At 34.7% G+C, this 17,337-nt stretch carries 13 protein-coding genes; 2 read left to right on the forward strand and 11 right to left on the reverse strand.

Features of this window, described 5'->3' with window-relative positions; genetic code table 11:
• Positions 1–250: 250 nt before the first annotated feature.
• The 9 genes from BUB90_RS00280 to BUB90_RS00320 form a co-directional block, all read right to left on the reverse strand.
• Complete coding sequence (locus tag BUB90_RS00280) at positions 251–1,255, reverse strand: hypothetical protein (protein ID WP_073281571.1); 1,005 nt, start codon at positions 1,253–1,255, stop codon at positions 251–253.
• Positions 1,256–1,290: 35 nt separating this feature from the next.
• On the reverse strand, positions 1,291–2,028 hold the full coding sequence (locus tag BUB90_RS00285; RefSeq protein ID WP_073281573.1) for a LytR/AlgR family response regulator transcription factor: 738 nt from the start codon (positions 2,026–2,028) through the stop codon (positions 1,291–1,293).
• A 2-nt stretch (positions 2,029–2,030) separates the two neighbouring features.
• Positions 2,031–3,779, reverse strand: a complete 1,749-nt coding sequence (locus BUB90_RS00290) for a sensor histidine kinase (RefSeq protein WP_073281575.1) — start codon at positions 3,777–3,779, stop codon at positions 2,031–2,033.
• Between the two features lie 271 nt (positions 3,780–4,050).
• Positions 4,051–5,007 carry an NAD(P)H-dependent glycerol-3-phosphate dehydrogenase gene (locus tag BUB90_RS00295; protein WP_073281576.1) on the reverse strand — a complete coding sequence of 319 codons (957 nt, stop codon included), beginning with the start codon at positions 5,005–5,007 and terminating at the stop codon, positions 4,051–4,053.
• Positions 5,008–5,067: 60 nt separating this feature from the next.
• Positions 5,068–5,538 carry a Cys-tRNA(Pro) deacylase gene (gene ybaK, locus BUB90_RS00300; RefSeq protein ID WP_073281578.1) on the reverse strand — a complete coding sequence of 157 codons (471 nt, stop codon included), beginning with the start codon at positions 5,536–5,538 and terminating at the stop codon, positions 5,068–5,070.
• Positions 5,539–5,821: 283 nt separating this feature from the next.
• Positions 5,822–7,006 (reverse strand): ribonuclease E/G, encoded by a 1,185-nt coding sequence (locus BUB90_RS00305; protein WP_073281580.1) that lies wholly within the window; start codon positions 7,004–7,006, stop codon positions 5,822–5,824.
• A 160-nt stretch (positions 7,007–7,166) separates the two neighbouring features.
• On the reverse strand, positions 7,167–7,973 hold the full coding sequence (locus BUB90_RS00310; protein WP_073281581.1) for a TIGR03936 family radical SAM-associated protein: 807 nt from the start codon (positions 7,971–7,973) through the stop codon (positions 7,167–7,169).
• Positions 7,974–9,842: a TIGR03960 family B12-binding radical SAM protein gene (locus BUB90_RS00315; protein WP_073281583.1), complete on the reverse strand. Its 1,869-nt coding sequence runs from the start codon at positions 9,840–9,842 to the stop codon at positions 7,974–7,976.
• Positions 9,843–9,997: 155 nt separating this feature from the next.
• Positions 9,998–10,447, reverse strand: coding sequence for a hypothetical protein (locus BUB90_RS00320; RefSeq protein WP_073281585.1), 450 nt, complete (start codon positions 10,445–10,447; stop codon positions 9,998–10,000).
• Between the two features lie 303 nt (positions 10,448–10,750).
• On the opposite strand from BUB90_RS00320, the gene tyrS reads away from it, so the two are divergent.
• On the forward strand, positions 10,751–11,986 hold the full coding sequence (gene tyrS, locus BUB90_RS00325; RefSeq protein ID WP_073281587.1) for a tyrosine--tRNA ligase: 1,236 nt from the start codon (positions 10,751–10,753) through the stop codon (positions 11,984–11,986).
• An 80-nt stretch (positions 11,987–12,066) separates the two neighbouring features.
• Positions 12,067–12,987: a hypothetical protein gene (locus BUB90_RS00330; protein ID WP_073281589.1), complete on the forward strand. Its 921-nt coding sequence runs from the start codon at positions 12,067–12,069 to the stop codon at positions 12,985–12,987.
• Between the two features lie 140 nt (positions 12,988–13,127).
• Here the strand turns inward: BUB90_RS00330 and udk are convergent, their stop codons facing one another.
• Both udk and BUB90_RS00340 read right to left on the reverse strand, forming a co-directional pair.
• Complete coding sequence (gene udk, locus BUB90_RS00335) at positions 13,128–13,742, reverse strand: uridine kinase (RefSeq protein WP_073281591.1); 615 nt, start codon at positions 13,740–13,742, stop codon at positions 13,128–13,130.
• A 281-nt stretch (positions 13,743–14,023) separates the two neighbouring features.
• On the reverse strand, positions 14,024–17,239 hold the full coding sequence (locus BUB90_RS00340; protein WP_073281593.1) for a DEAD/DEAH box helicase: 3,216 nt from the start codon (positions 17,237–17,239) through the stop codon (positions 14,024–14,026).
• Positions 17,240–17,337: the final 98 nt, after the last annotated feature.

Raw genomic sequence — 17,337 nt, forward strand, 5'->3', positions numbered from 1 at the left:
GTCGTACGCTCCCTTCCTTATCACAAAATGTAAATATTTCTTCCGTTGTTATGTATTGTAGCGTACTTCTCCTTAATTGTTATCAATTCTGGCTAACAGGCAAATATTTCGGCTAAACGGTTACTATCATACTAGCAAGTGAAGAAAAACTAAAAAAATTCCAAGAGAATGTGTTCTATGACGTGCCTTTCATTTCGCCATTACACAATTTCTTGGAATTTTTGTATATCTATTTTTATTTCATTATGTACTATATATGATACCCTTCATAATCCAACGTTCCCAAACAAGTAAGATTTTTGGTATTATGCAACAAATCTTCTGGTGCTATAAAATATTCCTGCATCAATGAAAACTGTTCTAACCAACTGTCGTCTGCTTTCGAAGTTGCAATTTGCTCTTCTTTCGGAACAAATACCTTATTGAATAATTTACAAAAATGAATAACTTGAACAATAAAATCATGTGATAGTTCATATACTTCGTTCTCTTGTGTTATATGATCTGTCTGTAAATCCTCACTCTTTTGAAGTTCCTTACACAATTCTTCAAGAATTTCCTCCGTATCAGCAACATTACCTTTCATGTTATCAGATGAAAATTGCAAAGAATCTGCCTTCAAATCTTCCTCAAACTCCTGATAACGTTCATGAATCTCCTTCACTACCTGTGTTAGTAAAGAAGGATTTCGTTCGCCTTTCATGTGTATCTCATACTGCGTACCAGCCTCTTTATAACAATGGTATGCAAACTGGGAGCACATCATCGGATTCTTCCCATCATGAAGAAGCTGATTAAACAGTTCAATCATTGTACCCATTGCTAATTTCATTAGTTTCGTTCCTATTTGACACAGATGAAATGTGTCAGATATATCTTTAACGAGAAAATACATAGCTAGAAATGGTTGTGCTAAAGAGGCATAAGGCCATTTTGCTTCAACATATCGGTCAACAATATCCATAACGGGCTGCATATCCTTTTCTTCCGGAATCAGTCGCATTACATAAGCAACACGCTCAGTTCGATCAAGTAAAGTACTATAAGTCGCATACTTTGGTGTTTCCTCTGCAATATACCCCACACCATTAAAATCAAGTCCCTCCATGATTCCTCGACTAACGGTTGCATGTGTCACCTTTGATTTTGTAAGTAATGCGATGGCACGTGATATAATATCACCTTCTTCACATTCTAATAATACAATATCTCCTTTCTTTAAATCGGATACCTTCACTGTATTCAATTTCACCACAAAAATCCTCCTTCTATTTTTATTTACAGTTTTCTTTAGAAAGTATTAAAAACTGCTTTTAACTCCCTCACTTTGTTTCTACTAACTGGAACAATCTCTTTGCTCTCACGAAAGAACATATCATACGTATAATTAATTCTTGGTCGAAACTTATCCACCTTAGATAAATTAACTAGATAGCATTTATGGGTTCTAAAAAAAGCTTTCTTCTTTAATTTATCCTCGTAGAAATTCAAAGCTTTATTCCCCTTATAAGTTTTATCTTTACAATGAATCTCGGTTCCTCCCTGTACCGTTTCGATATAGAAAATATCACTATAATTCAACAATACAATATTCTCGTTATCGTATCCACAAATAATATCCAAATCATAAGTACTACTATCACTTACGACTTCAAGCTCTTTCTTTTTGTTTGCAATACCCGCTAATTTACCAATACAACTATTTAAACGTTCTTTCGTACAGGGTTTTAGTATATAATCAAGGGCATTAATTTCAAATGCCTTTATTGCAAAATCATCAAAAGCGGTGACAAAACAAATTTTAATTTCTGGTTGTAATTCGGCAAGCAATTCTGCTATGTAGATTCCACTAATATTAGGCATGTCTATATCAAGGAATAGTAAATCTATGGATTCTTTTATTAACCATCTAAGCCCCTCACAAGGATCGGTGAATATGTTAACAACAGTTATTGCAGCATAATCTTCTATCAATGAATACAACTGCATTGCAGCATTTTTTTCATCATCTATTATTACAGCTCTCAATCTTACCTCTCTCCTTTATATAATTTATTATCTTGTATTAGAAATGTTATGGTGGTACCTTCCTCAAGCATGCTATCTATATGTAACATTGTTCCATAACAATCCAGTAGACGATAGTTAATGTTGGTAATACCAACTCCTTTTGATTCTGTTTTATTTTGCACAATATCCACTAATTGATTTCTGCTAATTCCTTTTCCATTGTCTTTGATACAGTATCCTATTCCTTCTTGTTGTTGTTCAATTATAATAAAGATGGATAAAGGCTTTCCTTGAAATCCATGTTTAATGGAGTTTTCCACCAAGGGTTGAAGTGTTAACGGTAAAATCTTAGTTTCCAATAAAGTTTCATTCACTTCAAGTGTAAGAGTTATTTTATTATCCAACCGTATGTTTTCTATTTCAACAAATGAATGCACCAAATCCAACTCTTCCTTCAGTGTATAGAAAATATTGCTCCTATAATCAAATTTGTGTTTAACATGGAGGAAATTACTAAAGCATAACAATAACCGCTTTGCTGTTGAAGCATCCTTATCCATTAAATAATAGATATTATTTATTACATTAAAGAAAAAGTGTGGAGCTATCTGTGCCTGCAAGAATGCAATTTCCATTCGCTTAGCAAGATTCGCCCTTCTAACATTTTCCTCAATATCATAAAAGATGATATAAGATTGACATAAGATAAAAAGTAAAACTCCAAGAATATAGTAATCTTCTGACAAGTTCAAGTTGCGATGAAGAAGCCACCGCATATCAAGAAACTGTAATATTCCTCCTACCAATAAAAATCCAATTCCAAGAAGCAAAATGAGATTACTCTTTTTGTAGGTCTTTCTCGATAGGATTGTGACATATACACAATAGAACCAATTCAAGAACAACACAACCATCAAGATACTATCTGTATAGATAACTGTAAGTGTTGATGCAACTAATATTGAAGCAAAATACAATCCGTCGATACTTCTGATTATGTAAAAAGATTTCTTAATCGTATACTCTGGAAACATTGTTCGAACAAATTGAATCATTGCAACAACTTGTCCTATAAATGCAAGATACTCGATTTTAATAAACAGGGATACTGGGGCATTTGGAATTAATGAAAACAAAATTTCACCATCAAATATCAACTCCAATAAAAAAGAAGCAATGCAAAACAATCCAAGCCAACCAGATAGTCGGTTTTTTCGCACCGCCATATTAAAAATAATAAGAAAAAATCCAATCCCAATTATCATTCCCATAAACACTGCATTTCGTAGAATAATCAAATAACCATACTTATAGATTCCCGTTGTACTTCCAAGAACAATGCTCGTAATAATTCCGCCTTCATAGCAAGAGTAATTAGAGATTTGTATTACAATCTCTGTGTCAGCCTGTTCCGTTTGAAATTGAATAATTTTAGGTTCCCAGCTTGCTACTTCACCCTCTTTAGTTGTTGACAAACTGCCATTAGCAGCCATAAATTCTCCATTAATATATATACGATAAGCACTAGATAAGAATCGTGTTTTTAAGCAGTAATTCGTATGCTCCTTCAGGCGGAGAATTAGCCGATAAGTGCCATAACCATATCTGTTTTCTGCCTTTTTAGTATCAAAGGAATGTGTCCAACTTCCAGGTACTTGAATATAAAATGGATTTTCAAAATCATTGGTTTTTAGCTGCATTGGGTAGAATTCCCACTCCCCATCTAAGGTAATAGCCGATGTCTCTGTCATCTCTGTCGTTGCTATCATCCTACCCTTATTCGCGTTTCCTTGTAGTATCTCAAAATTATTGTACAGTGAATAAAAAAAGAAGACTAAAAGTAAACAAATAGAGAGATAAATCAATACTTTTTTCATTTTTATGTAATAATGAGTTTTTTGCATCTAAGCATCCTTTATATGTATTTTTTACATGTTAATTATAGTATTTTTTCCTCTAATAGGCAAACAAAAACTCATTAAGACAAAAACAAGAAGAAACAGTAAAAGTTCTACTGTCTCTTCTTATATACTAATCTTATTAAAATTCATTCTTTAAGGATCTTGTAAATAATCCATTTAAAACATCTTTGGCATCTTTTTCACGATAAAGAATCTCATATACTGCAGTACAAATCGGTAAATCCACACCATAGTTCTTACCCAGATTCAACATAGCTTTTACCGTATAGTAACCCTCTGCTAACTTATCAAAAGGCTCTTTTTTAATGTATGCTTCTCCAAATCTTCTATTATGACTGAACTGCGAGAACACAGTAGCCTCATAATCTCCTAGATGACATAGACCATATGCTGATAATTCATTACCACCCATTGCCTTAATCAACCTAGCAACTTCTCTTGTTCCTCTTGACATGAGTGCTCCTTTTAATGTGGATAAATCAAGTCCGTCAAGCATACCTGCTGCAATACCAATTACGTTCTTTGCAGCGGCACCAATCTCATTTCCAATTAAATCTTGTCCATAATAAAAACGAATCAAATCACTAGAGAATTCATTCACTAACAACTCTTTTGTTTTGCTATCGTTACTGTCAATTACCATACAGTTTGGAATGCCATGATAGAATTCTTGTACATGACCAGGCCCTATCCATACTGCAACATTATTCGAGAAATCAAGATTATCATTCGCTATTTGTGATAATCTTCTACCGGTAGAAATTTCGATTCCTTTCATACAAAGGACAAAAATTTTGTCTGTAAGCTCATATTGCTTAAGTTCATCCATTAGAGCTTGCAAACCTTGTGAATTAACCGATATCACTATAACGTCCGCTTCTTTTACACATGCCAAGTTAGTCACTAACTTTATCGATTCCGGAAATACTAATAAATCATTCTTTCGTTCCATAATAAAACGTTGCATATTCTTTGAATTCTCACGACCATACAGAGTAACATCATGTCCAATACTATCTAAATACCAAGTAATTAAAGAACCCCAACGTCCGCAACCTATTACAGTTATTTTCATGTATTCTCCTTCTTTCATATTAATTCAAAACTCTAAATAGTTATAGATAATAACGCAAACTTATACAACCAAATCCATTTCCTTGGCCTCTACATATGAGATAATTGCATTTGGTTCTAACTCTATTTGACAACCTCGAACACCTGCACTTACTGTAATCGTATCATATAAGGTTGCAGTTTCGTCAATATAGGTAGGATATTTCTTCTTCATACCTATAGGGGAACAACCACCACGTATATACCCAGTATGTTTCAAAAGGTCTTTTACTGGTAGCAGATCAATCTTCTTCTCTCCTGCTGCCTTCGCTGCCTTTTTAAGATCCAGCTCCGTTCCAACAGGAATACAAAACACCGCTACACCATGTTTTTCGCCAAATGCTACTAATGTCTTAAATACCCTCTCAAATGGTAGCCCTATTTGTTTCGCCACATGTTCACCAGCAAGATTGTTCTCATCAACTTCATATTCATGTGGTGTATAAGGTATCTTTGCTTGTTCTAATAGTCGCATAACATTTGTCTTATTCATATTAACCTCCTTGTTCCTTCTAGAATAATTAGGAATCCAGTAATTTATGCTTTTTAATAAAGTCTAAGGGATATTTATTCATCAGATGTCAAAGTACTTGTGTAGTGTGTAACAGAGAAACTCCTAGTAAAGTAGTTAGATGCTAGAACCACCCATATACTCTGTAAGAAACGATAGCGCAATAACTGTAGAACTTCTTAGTGTGAGCATAAGCAAATAGGAAGGCGAGGCATGGACGCCGAGCTAGCCTGAACCACGACAGGATTTTCGCAACTCTAAACACCTACTTCATCTGTTCGTGCAATGGTTTTCGAACCTTCTTACGTGTTATCTCAACTAAGTTTAAAGCAGTAATATCAACTACTGTTGTCTTAACAGGATCTTTTCGAAACAAATCTGTTAACTCTCTCATAAGAATTTCTTGATCCTTTTTATCTAATAAATCTATAAAGTCAATTATAATAATTCCCGATAGATTACGCAAGCGAATTTGTCTTGCCGCTTCTCTTGCTGCTTCAAGATTAATCTTAAGAAATGTCTCTTGCGCCTTCTTCTTACCGGCTATGGCCTTTCCTGTATTCACATCTATAACGTTAAAGGCTTCTGTATGCTGAATAACAAGATAAGCACCCGATTTAAGCCAGACATGTTCCCTCGTTGCCTCATCTAGTCTCTTATCGATATTATAAACTGCACTTAATTTGATTTGATCATCTTGGTATAGGCGTAACTTATCCAAGTCTTCTTCTTGATACGTTTCAAGATATTCCTTAATCTGGGTAAAAATAAGCTGATCATCCGTAACAATTTCCGTAAGGGCATTCGCATAGCCATCTCGAATATCACATAGATACGCTGATGGTGTTTTATACACCAATGAAAATGCACTTCGATGCACACCGAACACGGTAATCTCCTCATATCTCTTAATTAATGTTTCAATTTCTCCTCGTAGTATCTCTTCTGATGCACCTTCCGCATTCGTTCGAATAATAAATCCATACTCACTATTCTTATAAGAAGATAGAATCTCCCTTAAGCGCTTCTTCTCCTTATCCGAAGTAATCTTAGATGAAACACCAACCTTAGTCTTCCCGTGTGTTAAGACAACATATTTTCCAGTGAAGTTCAAATGGCATGTAGCTACTGGAGCTTTCGTCTTAATATTCTCTTTCTCAATCTGCACTAAGATTTCATCTCCCATAACTAGCCTATCCGACTTTTTATCTTTCACATATATAGGATACTTATTCTCTTCCAAAGAATAATAACACATTACACCATCTGCAATTTCTATGAATGCAGCGTTGATATTTTTGACAATATTCTTAACTTTGCCAACATATATATTCCCTAATAAACTGTCTGAATCCATAGAGTCAACGCGCAACTGTACGAATTCATTGTCTTCAATTAAGGAAGATATTATTCTATTCTCTTTCGTCGTTAAGACTAGCTTATTGTTCATACCTGCTCCTATCTGCACTTGCTGTTAGTTCGAAGTTTGAGTTATTAAAACATAGTCTACCTAATCAAGTGTGCACAAATACGGTTATAAAGAAATTCAAATGGAATGTCTCTATAACCGTATCCTATATTTTTCTTAATATGCAACTATTTCGTTACATTTATTTCACGTCATTAAGTGGAACAAGTTTTCTTTCCTCTTCTGTTCCAAGATCTGCGTATACTTCCATTCGATGAACTTGATAAGCAAATGGATTGAAAACTACATTCTCTGCTTGGCAAAAAGCTTGCATAACTAACTCAGGTTTTAAATTATTTACACTACCAGTTGCTAATTGCATGTAGCAGACACAATCATTATCATACCTTTCCGCAACACTGTTTTCACAGAAAGCACCACCAAGTTCAGCAAATGTCTTTGCATCAAAAGCCACCTGATAGATAAATGGTTTGATGTCCACTTCATTCTCGCTCTTCTTAGATTTCTTAAGAATTACGATTTGTTCTTTTGCTATAAATGCTTCAAAATGTTCTTTGAAGTTTTCTATCGTTAATGAAGTTTCAAGAACATGTCCGTCTTCATCTGTAACAGCTTCGAATGCATAACCGTCTTTTAGTGAGATTTTGTAATCTGCTCCTGCTACGATTGACATAGAATTCTTGCTAGTATCAGGTAGAAGCTTGAAATCTACTACCCTAATATCACTTACCATAGCTTCATTCATCTTAGCAACCATCTCTTCTTCTGTAAGGGTAGATAACAACTGCATGTCAAGATATTCTCCATCACTTGTTAATCCCACTCCAAGAGGTGCTGCAAAGGATAATAACATATGAGGACTATACCCCTTTGAATACTCAATATCAATCTCTGCACGGCGGAATGCCTTTTGAAAATATCGCATCACATCAAGGTGACCAATAAACTTTAAGTTACCTGTCTTAGAAAATTTTACTCTTGCTTTCATCTACTGAACTCCTCCTTCAAAGCATACACCGCCACCAAAACTCATAGCACCACAACCTGAACATGCTTGTCTACAGTTTGGAGTTATCTTTTCGGATACCGCGCGTTCATATTCTCTTTTAAGGAATTTCTTTGTTACTCCAACATCTATGAAATCCCAAGGTAGGATTTCTTCAAAATCTCTTTCTCTACTTGTATAGAATAGAGGATCCATATTGTTATCTTCGAATGCTTTCATCCATAAATCATATTTGAAATGTTCAGACCAAGAATCATAGATACATCCTGCTTTATACGCATCATATACAATCTTACTTACTCTTCGGTCTCCTCGAGCAAGAACACCTTCTAACATCGTAAGCTCTGCTTCATGCCAATTGTATTTGATACTCTTTGCATTCAATTGTTCCCTCATCTTACCATTCAAGAATCGTTGTTTCTCTAAGAATTCTTCGCTCGTATTCATACGTACCCATTGGAATGGAGTGAATGGCTTTGGAACAAAGAAGGAAGTACTTGATACGATACTTACACGACCATTTCTCTCCTCCTTAGGTATTGTATAATATTCTCTTGCAATCTTGTCAGATAATGTAGCGATTCCTTCAATATCCTCATAATCTTCAGTTGGAAGCCCTAACATGAAATATAATTTAACACGGTTCCAACCACTTGTGAAAGCATCCATGGCACCCTTAAGGATTACTTCTTCTGTAAGACCTTTATTAATAACATCACGAAGTCTCTGAGAACCAGCTTCTGGTGCAAATGTTAAACTACTCTTCTTTACGTCTTGTACTTTACTCATTACATCAAGTGCAAAAGCATCGATACGTAAGGAAGGTAGTGAAATATTTACACCTTTAGAACGGAATTCATCAATCAGGAAGTAAACTAATTCTTGTAACTTTGAATAATCACTTGAACTTAATGAACTTAGTGAGATTTCCTCATGTCCTGTTGCTTTTAACATCTCATAAGCACGTTCTTTTAGGAATTCCAAATCTCTTTCACGAATTGGTCGATAAATCATGCCCGCTTGACAAAAACGACAGCCACGAATACAGCCACGTTGAATCTCAAGTACAACACGGTCTTGAATTGCCTTTATATATGGGACAAGTGGTTTTTCTGGATATACAGTTTCACTTAAAGCCATCTCAACTTGTTTCTTAACCATATCTGGTACTTCAGGATCATTCTTTGTAAATGATGCAATTGTATTATCTTCGTTATACGTAACATCATAAAACTTAGGTACATACATACCTTGCACATTGGCAACTTTACGAAGGAAATCTGTTCTTGAACCACCATTCTTTTTGTTTTCTTTATAGAGGTCAAGAATCTCATCATACGCAGTTTCCCCTTCTCCTATATAGAAGAAATCGAAGAAATCAGCCAGCGGTTCAGTATTATACGCACAAGGTCCTCCACCAACTACGATTGGATCTTCTTCTGTTCTATCTTTCGCATAGATTGGAATCTTTGACAATTCCAATACCTGAAGGATGTTTGTATAACACATCTCATATTGAAGAGTAATTCCTAAGAAATCAAAATCTTTGATTGGATCTTGTGATTCAAGCGCAAATAATGGAATGTTCTTCTCTCTCATAATCGCATCAAGGTCTACCCACGGTGAATACACTCTTTCACAATACGTATCGCTTCTTCTATTGAACATATCGTATAGAATCTGAATTCCTAGATGTGACATACCGATTTCATACACATCTGGAAAACACATACAGAAACGAATATCAATTTTATCTAAGTCTTTTACAACCATATTTACTTCATTACCAATATATCTGGCTGGTTTTTCAACCGTTAACAGTATTTCATCGGATAACGCTAATTTTCTCATGTATCTTGTATCTCCATTCTATATTGGCTATCACTTGTGAAAGCACATCACATTGTAATAGCTACATTTATAAAAGTTGTTATATCAAATGTCTATAAGAACCATTTTCTTTCATCTACACATTTACATACGTTTATGAGTATAACACAACTTCCTTAATCAAGTCCATTAAAAACATCAACAATTTTTTCGTCTTGCAATGTGGCAAAGAATTTCTCAGCCTTTTCGTACATATGGTTACTCTGTACGGATTCTATGATCCGATCACTGTTGAATGTTTCGTATGTAAAGTTAAATTTATCAATGACCACAATCGTCAGAAAAATCGCAGATGCACAGATAGTGCGGATTAACATAAACTTAATTGCCGTTTGTTTCTTCTCCTGCGCTGATATTGTAACAGCTCTCGAAGCCTTAGCTGTAGTAACTTTTGGTGCCTTTGCTATAGCTGTTTTCGTTTTGGTAGCTCCCTTCATTGAAAAACCTTGAGAAAACCTACCATTCCCAGAAGATTTAAGGTTACCTTCGCAACTCTCTCTTGCTATACGAATTAATTCTTGTCTATTCACAGTATAGGTTGTATCCTTTTCCATTATTATACCCATGCATATCACAAGTTCATCCTAAACTTGCTTGTAATACTGCTGTAATTAATAGGCTGAAAGACAGCAACGCATGGCCCCTTTCTTAATATTTCTTTCAACCTTGCTCCTGCATACCACAAGTACGCTTGCGGTATTTATACTGGGATGCGAGTAATTTTCTTCATACGCTTCCACTACATAATAATTATAACCTCATTAAATATATGCATACATTCGTCTTGAATATGACGGGGGTTTGTGTTACGATAATAAAATGATTAAAGGTAACTAATTCGTTACCAAATACCTTAAGGAGGAACAAAAATGTCTACAAACGTATATGATATTTTACTCGAAAGAGGGTTTATCGAGCAAACTACTCATGAACAAGAAATTAGAGAATTATTAGGTAAGGAGAAAGTTACCTTTTATATAGGTTTTGATGCTACTGCCGACAGTTTAACAGCTGGTCACTTCCTAACAGTTATGGCCATGATGCACATGCAACGTGCAGGTCACAGACCAATCGCTTTACTTGGGGGCGGTACTACTATGATTGGTGATCCATCTGGTAAATCAGACATGCGTACGATTATGACAAGAGAAACAATCCAACACAACGCTGACTGTTTCTATCAACAATTATCACGTTTTATTAATTTCGATAACGATAACGCAATCATTGCAAACAATGCGGATTGGTTACTTGAACTTAACTATGTTGAATTCCTTCGTGAAGTTGGTGTTCACTTCTCCGTAAACAAGATGCTTACTGCTGATTGTTACAAACAACGTATGGAAAAAGGACTTACTTTCTTCGAATTCAACTACATGTTAATGCAATCATATGATTTCTTAAAACTTAACCAAATGTATGGTTGTTCACTAGAACTTGGTGGTAACGACCAATGGTCTAACATCTTAGGTGGTGTAGACTTAATCCGTCGTAAAGAAGGCAAACCAGCATTCGGTTTAACTTTCAAACTATTAACAACTAGCGAAGGTATCAAGATGGGTAAAACTATGAAGGGTGCTGTATGGCTAGATCCAGAAAAGACTTCTCCATATGAATTCTATCAATACTGGAGAAACATCGAAGATGTTAAGGTTGAAGAATGTCTTGGTCTTCTTACATTCCTACCAATGGATGAAGTACGTAGACTTGGTGCATTAGAAGGTTCAGAAATCAATCATGCAAAAGAAGTTCTTGCATACGAAATCACTAAGATTGTTCATGGTGAAGAAGAAGCAATGAAAGCCCAGGAAGCTGCACGTGCTCTATTCGGTGGTAACATGAAAACAGATGACATGCCTACTACTACTTATTCTGCTGAGCAATTTAATGAAGGAATCGACTTAATTACTCTTTTAGTAGATGCTAAATTAGCAGCATCTCGTTCCGATGCAAGAAGAAACATTACACAAGGCGGTGTGTCCGTTAACGATGTTAAAGTAACTGAATTTGACCGTGTTTTCACACCAAACGATTTTAATACAGATGGTGCTTTACTTGTTAAAAAAGGCAAGAAAGCATATCACCTAATTAAAATTGCTGAGTAAATAATAACAAGAAAAAGGGCTTTTGCAATATGACTTCAAGTTTTGCAGAAGCCCTTATTAACGCAAAGGGGGTTTCAAATATGCCATGGTGTCCAAAATGTAATATGGAATTTCGAGAAGGGATTAAAGAATGTGCAGATTGCGGTACAGAATTAGTCGATGCGATTACAGAAAATCAATCTCATAATTCAGAAGTAGTTCGTCTAGAAACTGAAGAAAATGCACAGAAATTAATCGAATTCCTTCGCTATTCTAAGATTGATCAAACTTCTTATTCTTATGATGAAAAAGACAATGCTTATGTAGTTACCGTTAATGAAAAGGATGTGACGGAAGCAAAGAAATTATTTCAAGCATTCTATACTGCTGAGACGGAAGCAGAAGAAGAAGCAGCTAAAGAGAATCCGAAGTCTAATCAAGATGCGGCTTCCGTATCAACTCCAACAGATACTTCTGATAAGGATTATGAAGAGGATGAGTATTCATATGAGACCAATAAGGACGACAACTCAATAAAGGATATGAAAACTACTTCTAAGTCTTCTTCTGTATATGTAAAAAAAGCGGATCAGTTTAAGGATCTTCGTTCTACGGGGCATCTCTTTATTGCAGTAGGAATCGTCGGATTAGTGGTGCTACTCCTTAATATATTAGGAGTATTAAGTTTCTATCAAGGTTACTTTTCATGGATTATTATGGGCGTATTATTCACAATCTTCCTTCTTATTGGTCTTGGTACATTAAAACATTCGAAACAAGTAGAGGGACAAATTTCTGAAGAAAACACCCTCACTGATGCCATTAATGAGTGGTTAGAGAAAACGATAACACAAGAAGTACTAGACTCCGTTGTAGATCCTCAGGAAGTAGATGAGATTAACTACTTCAAACAAACAGAGTACATTAAGAAAAGAATTCTTGAAGAATTCGATAAGGATTTAAATGATTCCTATGTTGATCTTCTAGTGGAAGAATTCTATAATTCACATTTTTCAAATTAATGTAAGCATACACAGATTCTTGCATTAAGCGAGATTTCTATGAAGCTTTTTACTTAAAATCAATCCCCAGAAATCGAAGGCCAGTGACGAATGTAATATTCGCCACTGGCCTTCAATTTTTTGAACCTCTTTTATTTATATTATCCTACCATATTTCGAATCTTCTCCAACAACATTGATAACGCAATCTCATTTTGTCCGCCATATGGAATAATCAAATCTGCATGACGCTTTGAAGGTTCTACGAACTGTTCATGCATTGGTTTAACAGTTGTAGAATATTGTGTAATTACAGACTCTAAACTTCTTCCTCGTTCTTGAACATCTCGAAGAATACGTCGGATCAATCTCTCATCTGCATCTGTATCTACAAAAATCTTAATATCCATTAAATTCAATAATTCTGGATTATCAAAAATCAAAAAGCCTTCTACAATAATAACTTCCTTTGGCTCAACACGTACAGTTTCAGCAAGTCTTGTATGTTCCGTATAAGAATATACTGGGCGTTCAATAGCAATACCTTGCTTTAATTGTTTAATATCACTTATTAATCTTTCTGTATCAAACGCATTTGGATGATCATAATTTAGCTTTACTCTCTCTTCAAATGGAATATCATTATGTGCTAGATAATAATAATCATGGCAGATTAATTCAACATTTTCTTTGAATTCCTCTTTGATTCGGCTTGCCACCGTTGTTTTACCAGATGCAGATCCTCCTGCAATACCTATAATCGTAATGTCGTTCATTCTTATTCTCCTAAAACTGTATATTCATCTCATTCAATGTAACGATACCCTTAGTCTTTATAAACATTTCGTTACAATTAATCCACTATTCTCTTATTAGTATAGATTCTTCTAAAACATCATCAGTATAATATTCTTGCTAATCTCTCACATAAACCGGCTGACATGATTGACTGATAATGATGTCATTACAGATATTGTACCAGTATTTTAGCTATTTATCAAATGGATTATTAAAGTAATTTTTACAACTCTAAAACAAAATACATTATTTTAATATACTATAACTTGAATATTTCTTCTAATTCTTCTCTTGATAAATGATTGATAAAGACCTCTTTTGACTGAATTACGGAATCAGATAATTCTTTTTTCTTTTTCTGTAATTTATAGATCTTCTCTTCTATCGTATCCCTCGTAATTAACTTAATTACCTGAACAGAATTTTTCTGTCCAATTCTGTAGACACGATCCGTTGCCTGTTCTTCTACTGCAGGATTCCACCATGGATCAAAATGGATTACCGTATCTGCTCCAACCAAATTCAAGCCAGTCCCCCCTGCTTTTAATGAAATCAAGAAGATATCACGTTCGCCATCATTAAAGCTTTTGACATATTCTTTACGCGTTTCAATATTCGTAGATCCCTCTAATATGAAATACGTAAACTCTGTCTTTTTCAGTTCCTCTTCAATCAGATGCAGCATAGAGGTAAACTGCGAGAAGATTAATACTCGATGCCCTGCTCCAATAATATCCGGTAAGATTTCCATAAGTAATTCCATCTTACCACTGCCACCTTTATAGTTCTCAATAAAAGTAGAGGGATGACAGCATATTTGACGAAGTCTTGTAAGTGCAGCAAGAATCTCTATCTTTTTCTTTTCAAATCCACCCTCTGCACCATCTTTGAACAAATCATTTCTAATATTAGCAAGATAAGCGGCGTAAACTTTCTTTTGATTATCCGTCATCTCAGTCATGTATTTCGTCTCAACTTTATCTGGTAATTCCGACAGAACTTCCTTCTTCATCCTTCGTAAAATAAATGGTCGAATATGACGATTTAAATCGGATAAAGCTTCTTCATTCCCATCTTTAATAATCGGTTTCTCATAGATTGATTGGAACTTCGAGCTAGTAAATAGATAGAATGGCATTATAAAATCAAAAATTGACCACAACTCTGCTAAACTATTCTCAATAGGTGTACCTGTTAAGGCAAATTTGTGCTTTGCTTGTATTGCTTTTACTGACTTAGCATTACGTGAGTTGGCATTCTTAATAAATTGTGCTTCATCAATAAACATAGTGTGGAATTGTATATCTGCATAAGCTTCTATATCCCTTCTAATGAGTGGATACGAAGTAATAACAACATCAATACTTAAATCTTTCTTCGCACTATTGATTGTAGCTACACGTTCTTCTGGAGCACCTACTACAATCACAGTTTTTAAGAAAGGCGCAAACTTCTCAATTTCTTCTTGCCAATTGTAAACTAAAGAAGATGGGCACACAATTAGATATGGTCTTTCTTTGTTCGCTGCCATATATACGATAGATTGCAACGTTTTACCTAGACCCATATCATCTGCCAATATACCACCCAAATTATTATCCGCCAATGTACACAGCCATTTGTAACCAGTTATTTGGTAACTGCGAAGGTCCGCATTTACTTCCGAAGGGACTTCATAATGATTTTCTTTTGGATTCATAATCTGATTAACTAATTCACGAAATTCAGCATTTGTCTCAGCATGAATATCCTCTTCATTCTCAATCACTTGATTCAGATATAGGGCTGTATTCTTTGGTAGTAAAACAGCATTACTATCTTTTAAATCTTTATAAGATACATTCATGTGCTCAAGCAAATTAGCTGCTCGCTCCATATCCATTGTCTGAAGATTAATAAAATCTCCATTTTTAAGTCGATAATATTTCTTCTTAAGACGGTATGAATGGAATAATTCTTTGAGTTCATTCGTTGGAATATCTTCAAACTCAAATTGCATCTCTAACAAATCGGAATCTGATTTTACTTTCAGATTTGTATTCAGAGTTCCCACATTCCTTATATTAATTGTTCGAAACGATTCCGAATAGAACACTTCATACTTAGAAACTAAATCTTCTACAGTATTCGTTAGGAATTCGTATGCTTCTTCTTCATCCTTAATAGTAAAATAATCGCGATTTGCTTCAAAACCAATACTGCCTAGATAGTCAATGACAACATCTTCATCAATTGGTTTACGTACGATAATAACTTCTGGATGTGATGCCTCATGAAGGGGATTAATCTTATATTCACCATAGAAAAACTTTACATCCGCTCGAATATTCGATTTATATTTATCTAAGTAAATCTCCGTACGTAAAGGTTCATCAATATATCGATTCTTGATTTCATTAGGTACTTGAATCTCCATCGTCTCATGAATCTGTGGTAAAACGTGTTCTAAAAACTTATGTTTATTCATCCCCGTAAAATGCAAAGAACCTTTTTCTTTACTGATACTACTAAAGAACGGTACAAAATTCTTAATAAACTTCTGATTTGGTTGGTACATTCCATGATGATAAAATAATAACTCACCACTTTGCGTTACTGGAATGATACCATCATCAGAGATTTGACTCATAATTAGAGAATCTTCTTCTAAATCTATTTGATATTCAATTCTCGGATTCTTAGAATAGAATCGCACGTCACGATATTCGTTTCCATATAGGTTCAGATGGAACGTATCTTTTCCTAGTAGGGACAATAACTTCATTAATAAATTTTTCGTTAATAACATCTGAGATTTTGAAAAAACATTTGAATTATTAGCACGTCCTAATAATTCCTGCACCTCATATACTTCTACCAGGAAATCCATAACTCTTTGAGAAGACTCATGGAATTTACTTTCTCCTTGTACAAAACGAAATTCCTTACCAAGTACAATATCCTCTTTATTATAGTAATCTATAATAAATTTCTTCAAACTTTGTACTTTATAAAATCGATTATTGCCTACTTGTATAGATAGGTACGCCTTACCAGTTTCTGCTTTCATTATAGCAGGAACATACACACAAACCTTTATATGAAACGACTCGCCAGGTAAATTAATCTCATCTTGACGGCTAAAATAATCAATGATATTAAACACTTTCTTCTCATCAGGCGAAATATCAGCTTTCGCTTTGGTTCGATTTTCATAATCTGCTATGAAAAGTAAAGTTGCTATAACATGCTTACAAGGCCCATCATACTTAAAACTTGCTGGACAATTACAGGAATAAGTAAAAGAATCTTCTTTATCTTGCGTTACCGTAACGATATAATCGGACTGTCCTTTCACAAATGCTCGATACTGCTTATTGGCTTGTGACCAGGTAATATTCTTAACAGCATTATTCTGATAATAACGAATACCTCTGGCATAGGTCTGTTCGTCAGCTGCAATATTACGTATTGCGGCTTTCGTTATATTTAACATACCGTTACTCCTTTCCAAAATCACTACAAGCGTGGATGTCCACGCGCTATCTTATTATTATACCACATATTTAACCTTTCTGTTCTTTCAAACATTAT

This window comes from Anaerosporobacter mobilis DSM 15930, assembly GCF_900142955.1.
In the GTDB taxonomy this organism is placed as follows: Bacteria; Bacillota; Clostridia; order Lachnospirales; family Lachnospiraceae; genus Anaerosporobacter; species Anaerosporobacter mobilis.

Excerpts from the sequence above, each read along its gene's own strand:
- BUB90_RS00290 (WP_073281575.1), bottom strand. The coding sequence starts at position 3,779 with ATGATAGCAACGACAGAGATGACAGAGACATCGGCTATTACCTTAGAT.
- BUB90_RS00295 (WP_073281576.1), bottom strand. The coding sequence starts at position 5,007 with ATGAAAATAACTGTAATAGGTTGCGGACGTTGGGGTTCTTTAATTACT.
- ybaK (WP_073281578.1), bottom strand. The coding sequence starts at position 5,538 with ATGAATAAGACAAATGTTATGCGACTATTAGAACAAGCAAAGATACCT.
- BUB90_RS00305 (WP_073281580.1), bottom strand. The coding sequence starts at position 7,006 with ATGAACAATAAGCTAGTCTTAACGACGAAAGAGAATAGAATAATATCT.
- BUB90_RS00310 (WP_073281581.1), bottom strand. The coding sequence starts at position 7,973 with ATGAAAGCAAGAGTAAAATTTTCTAAGACAGGTAACTTAAAGTTTATT.
- BUB90_RS00315 (WP_073281583.1), bottom strand. The coding sequence starts at position 9,842 with ATGAGAAAATTAGCGTTATCCGATGAAATACTGTTAACGGTTGAAAAA.
- BUB90_RS00320 (WP_073281585.1), bottom strand. The coding sequence starts at position 10,447 with ATGGGTATAATAATGGAAAAGGATACAACCTATACTGTGAATAGACAA.
- tyrS (WP_073281587.1), top strand. The coding sequence starts at position 10,751 with ATGTCTACAAACGTATATGATATTTTACTCGAAAGAGGGTTTATCGAG.
- BUB90_RS00330 (WP_073281589.1), top strand. The coding sequence starts at position 12,067 with ATGCCATGGTGTCCAAAATGTAATATGGAATTTCGAGAAGGGATTAAA.
- udk (WP_073281591.1), bottom strand. The coding sequence starts at position 13,742 with ATGAACGACATTACGATTATAGGTATTGCAGGAGGATCTGCATCTGGT.
- BUB90_RS00340 (WP_073281593.1), bottom strand. The coding sequence starts at position 17,239 with ATGTTAAATATAACGAAAGCCGCAATACGTAATATTGCAGCTGACGAA.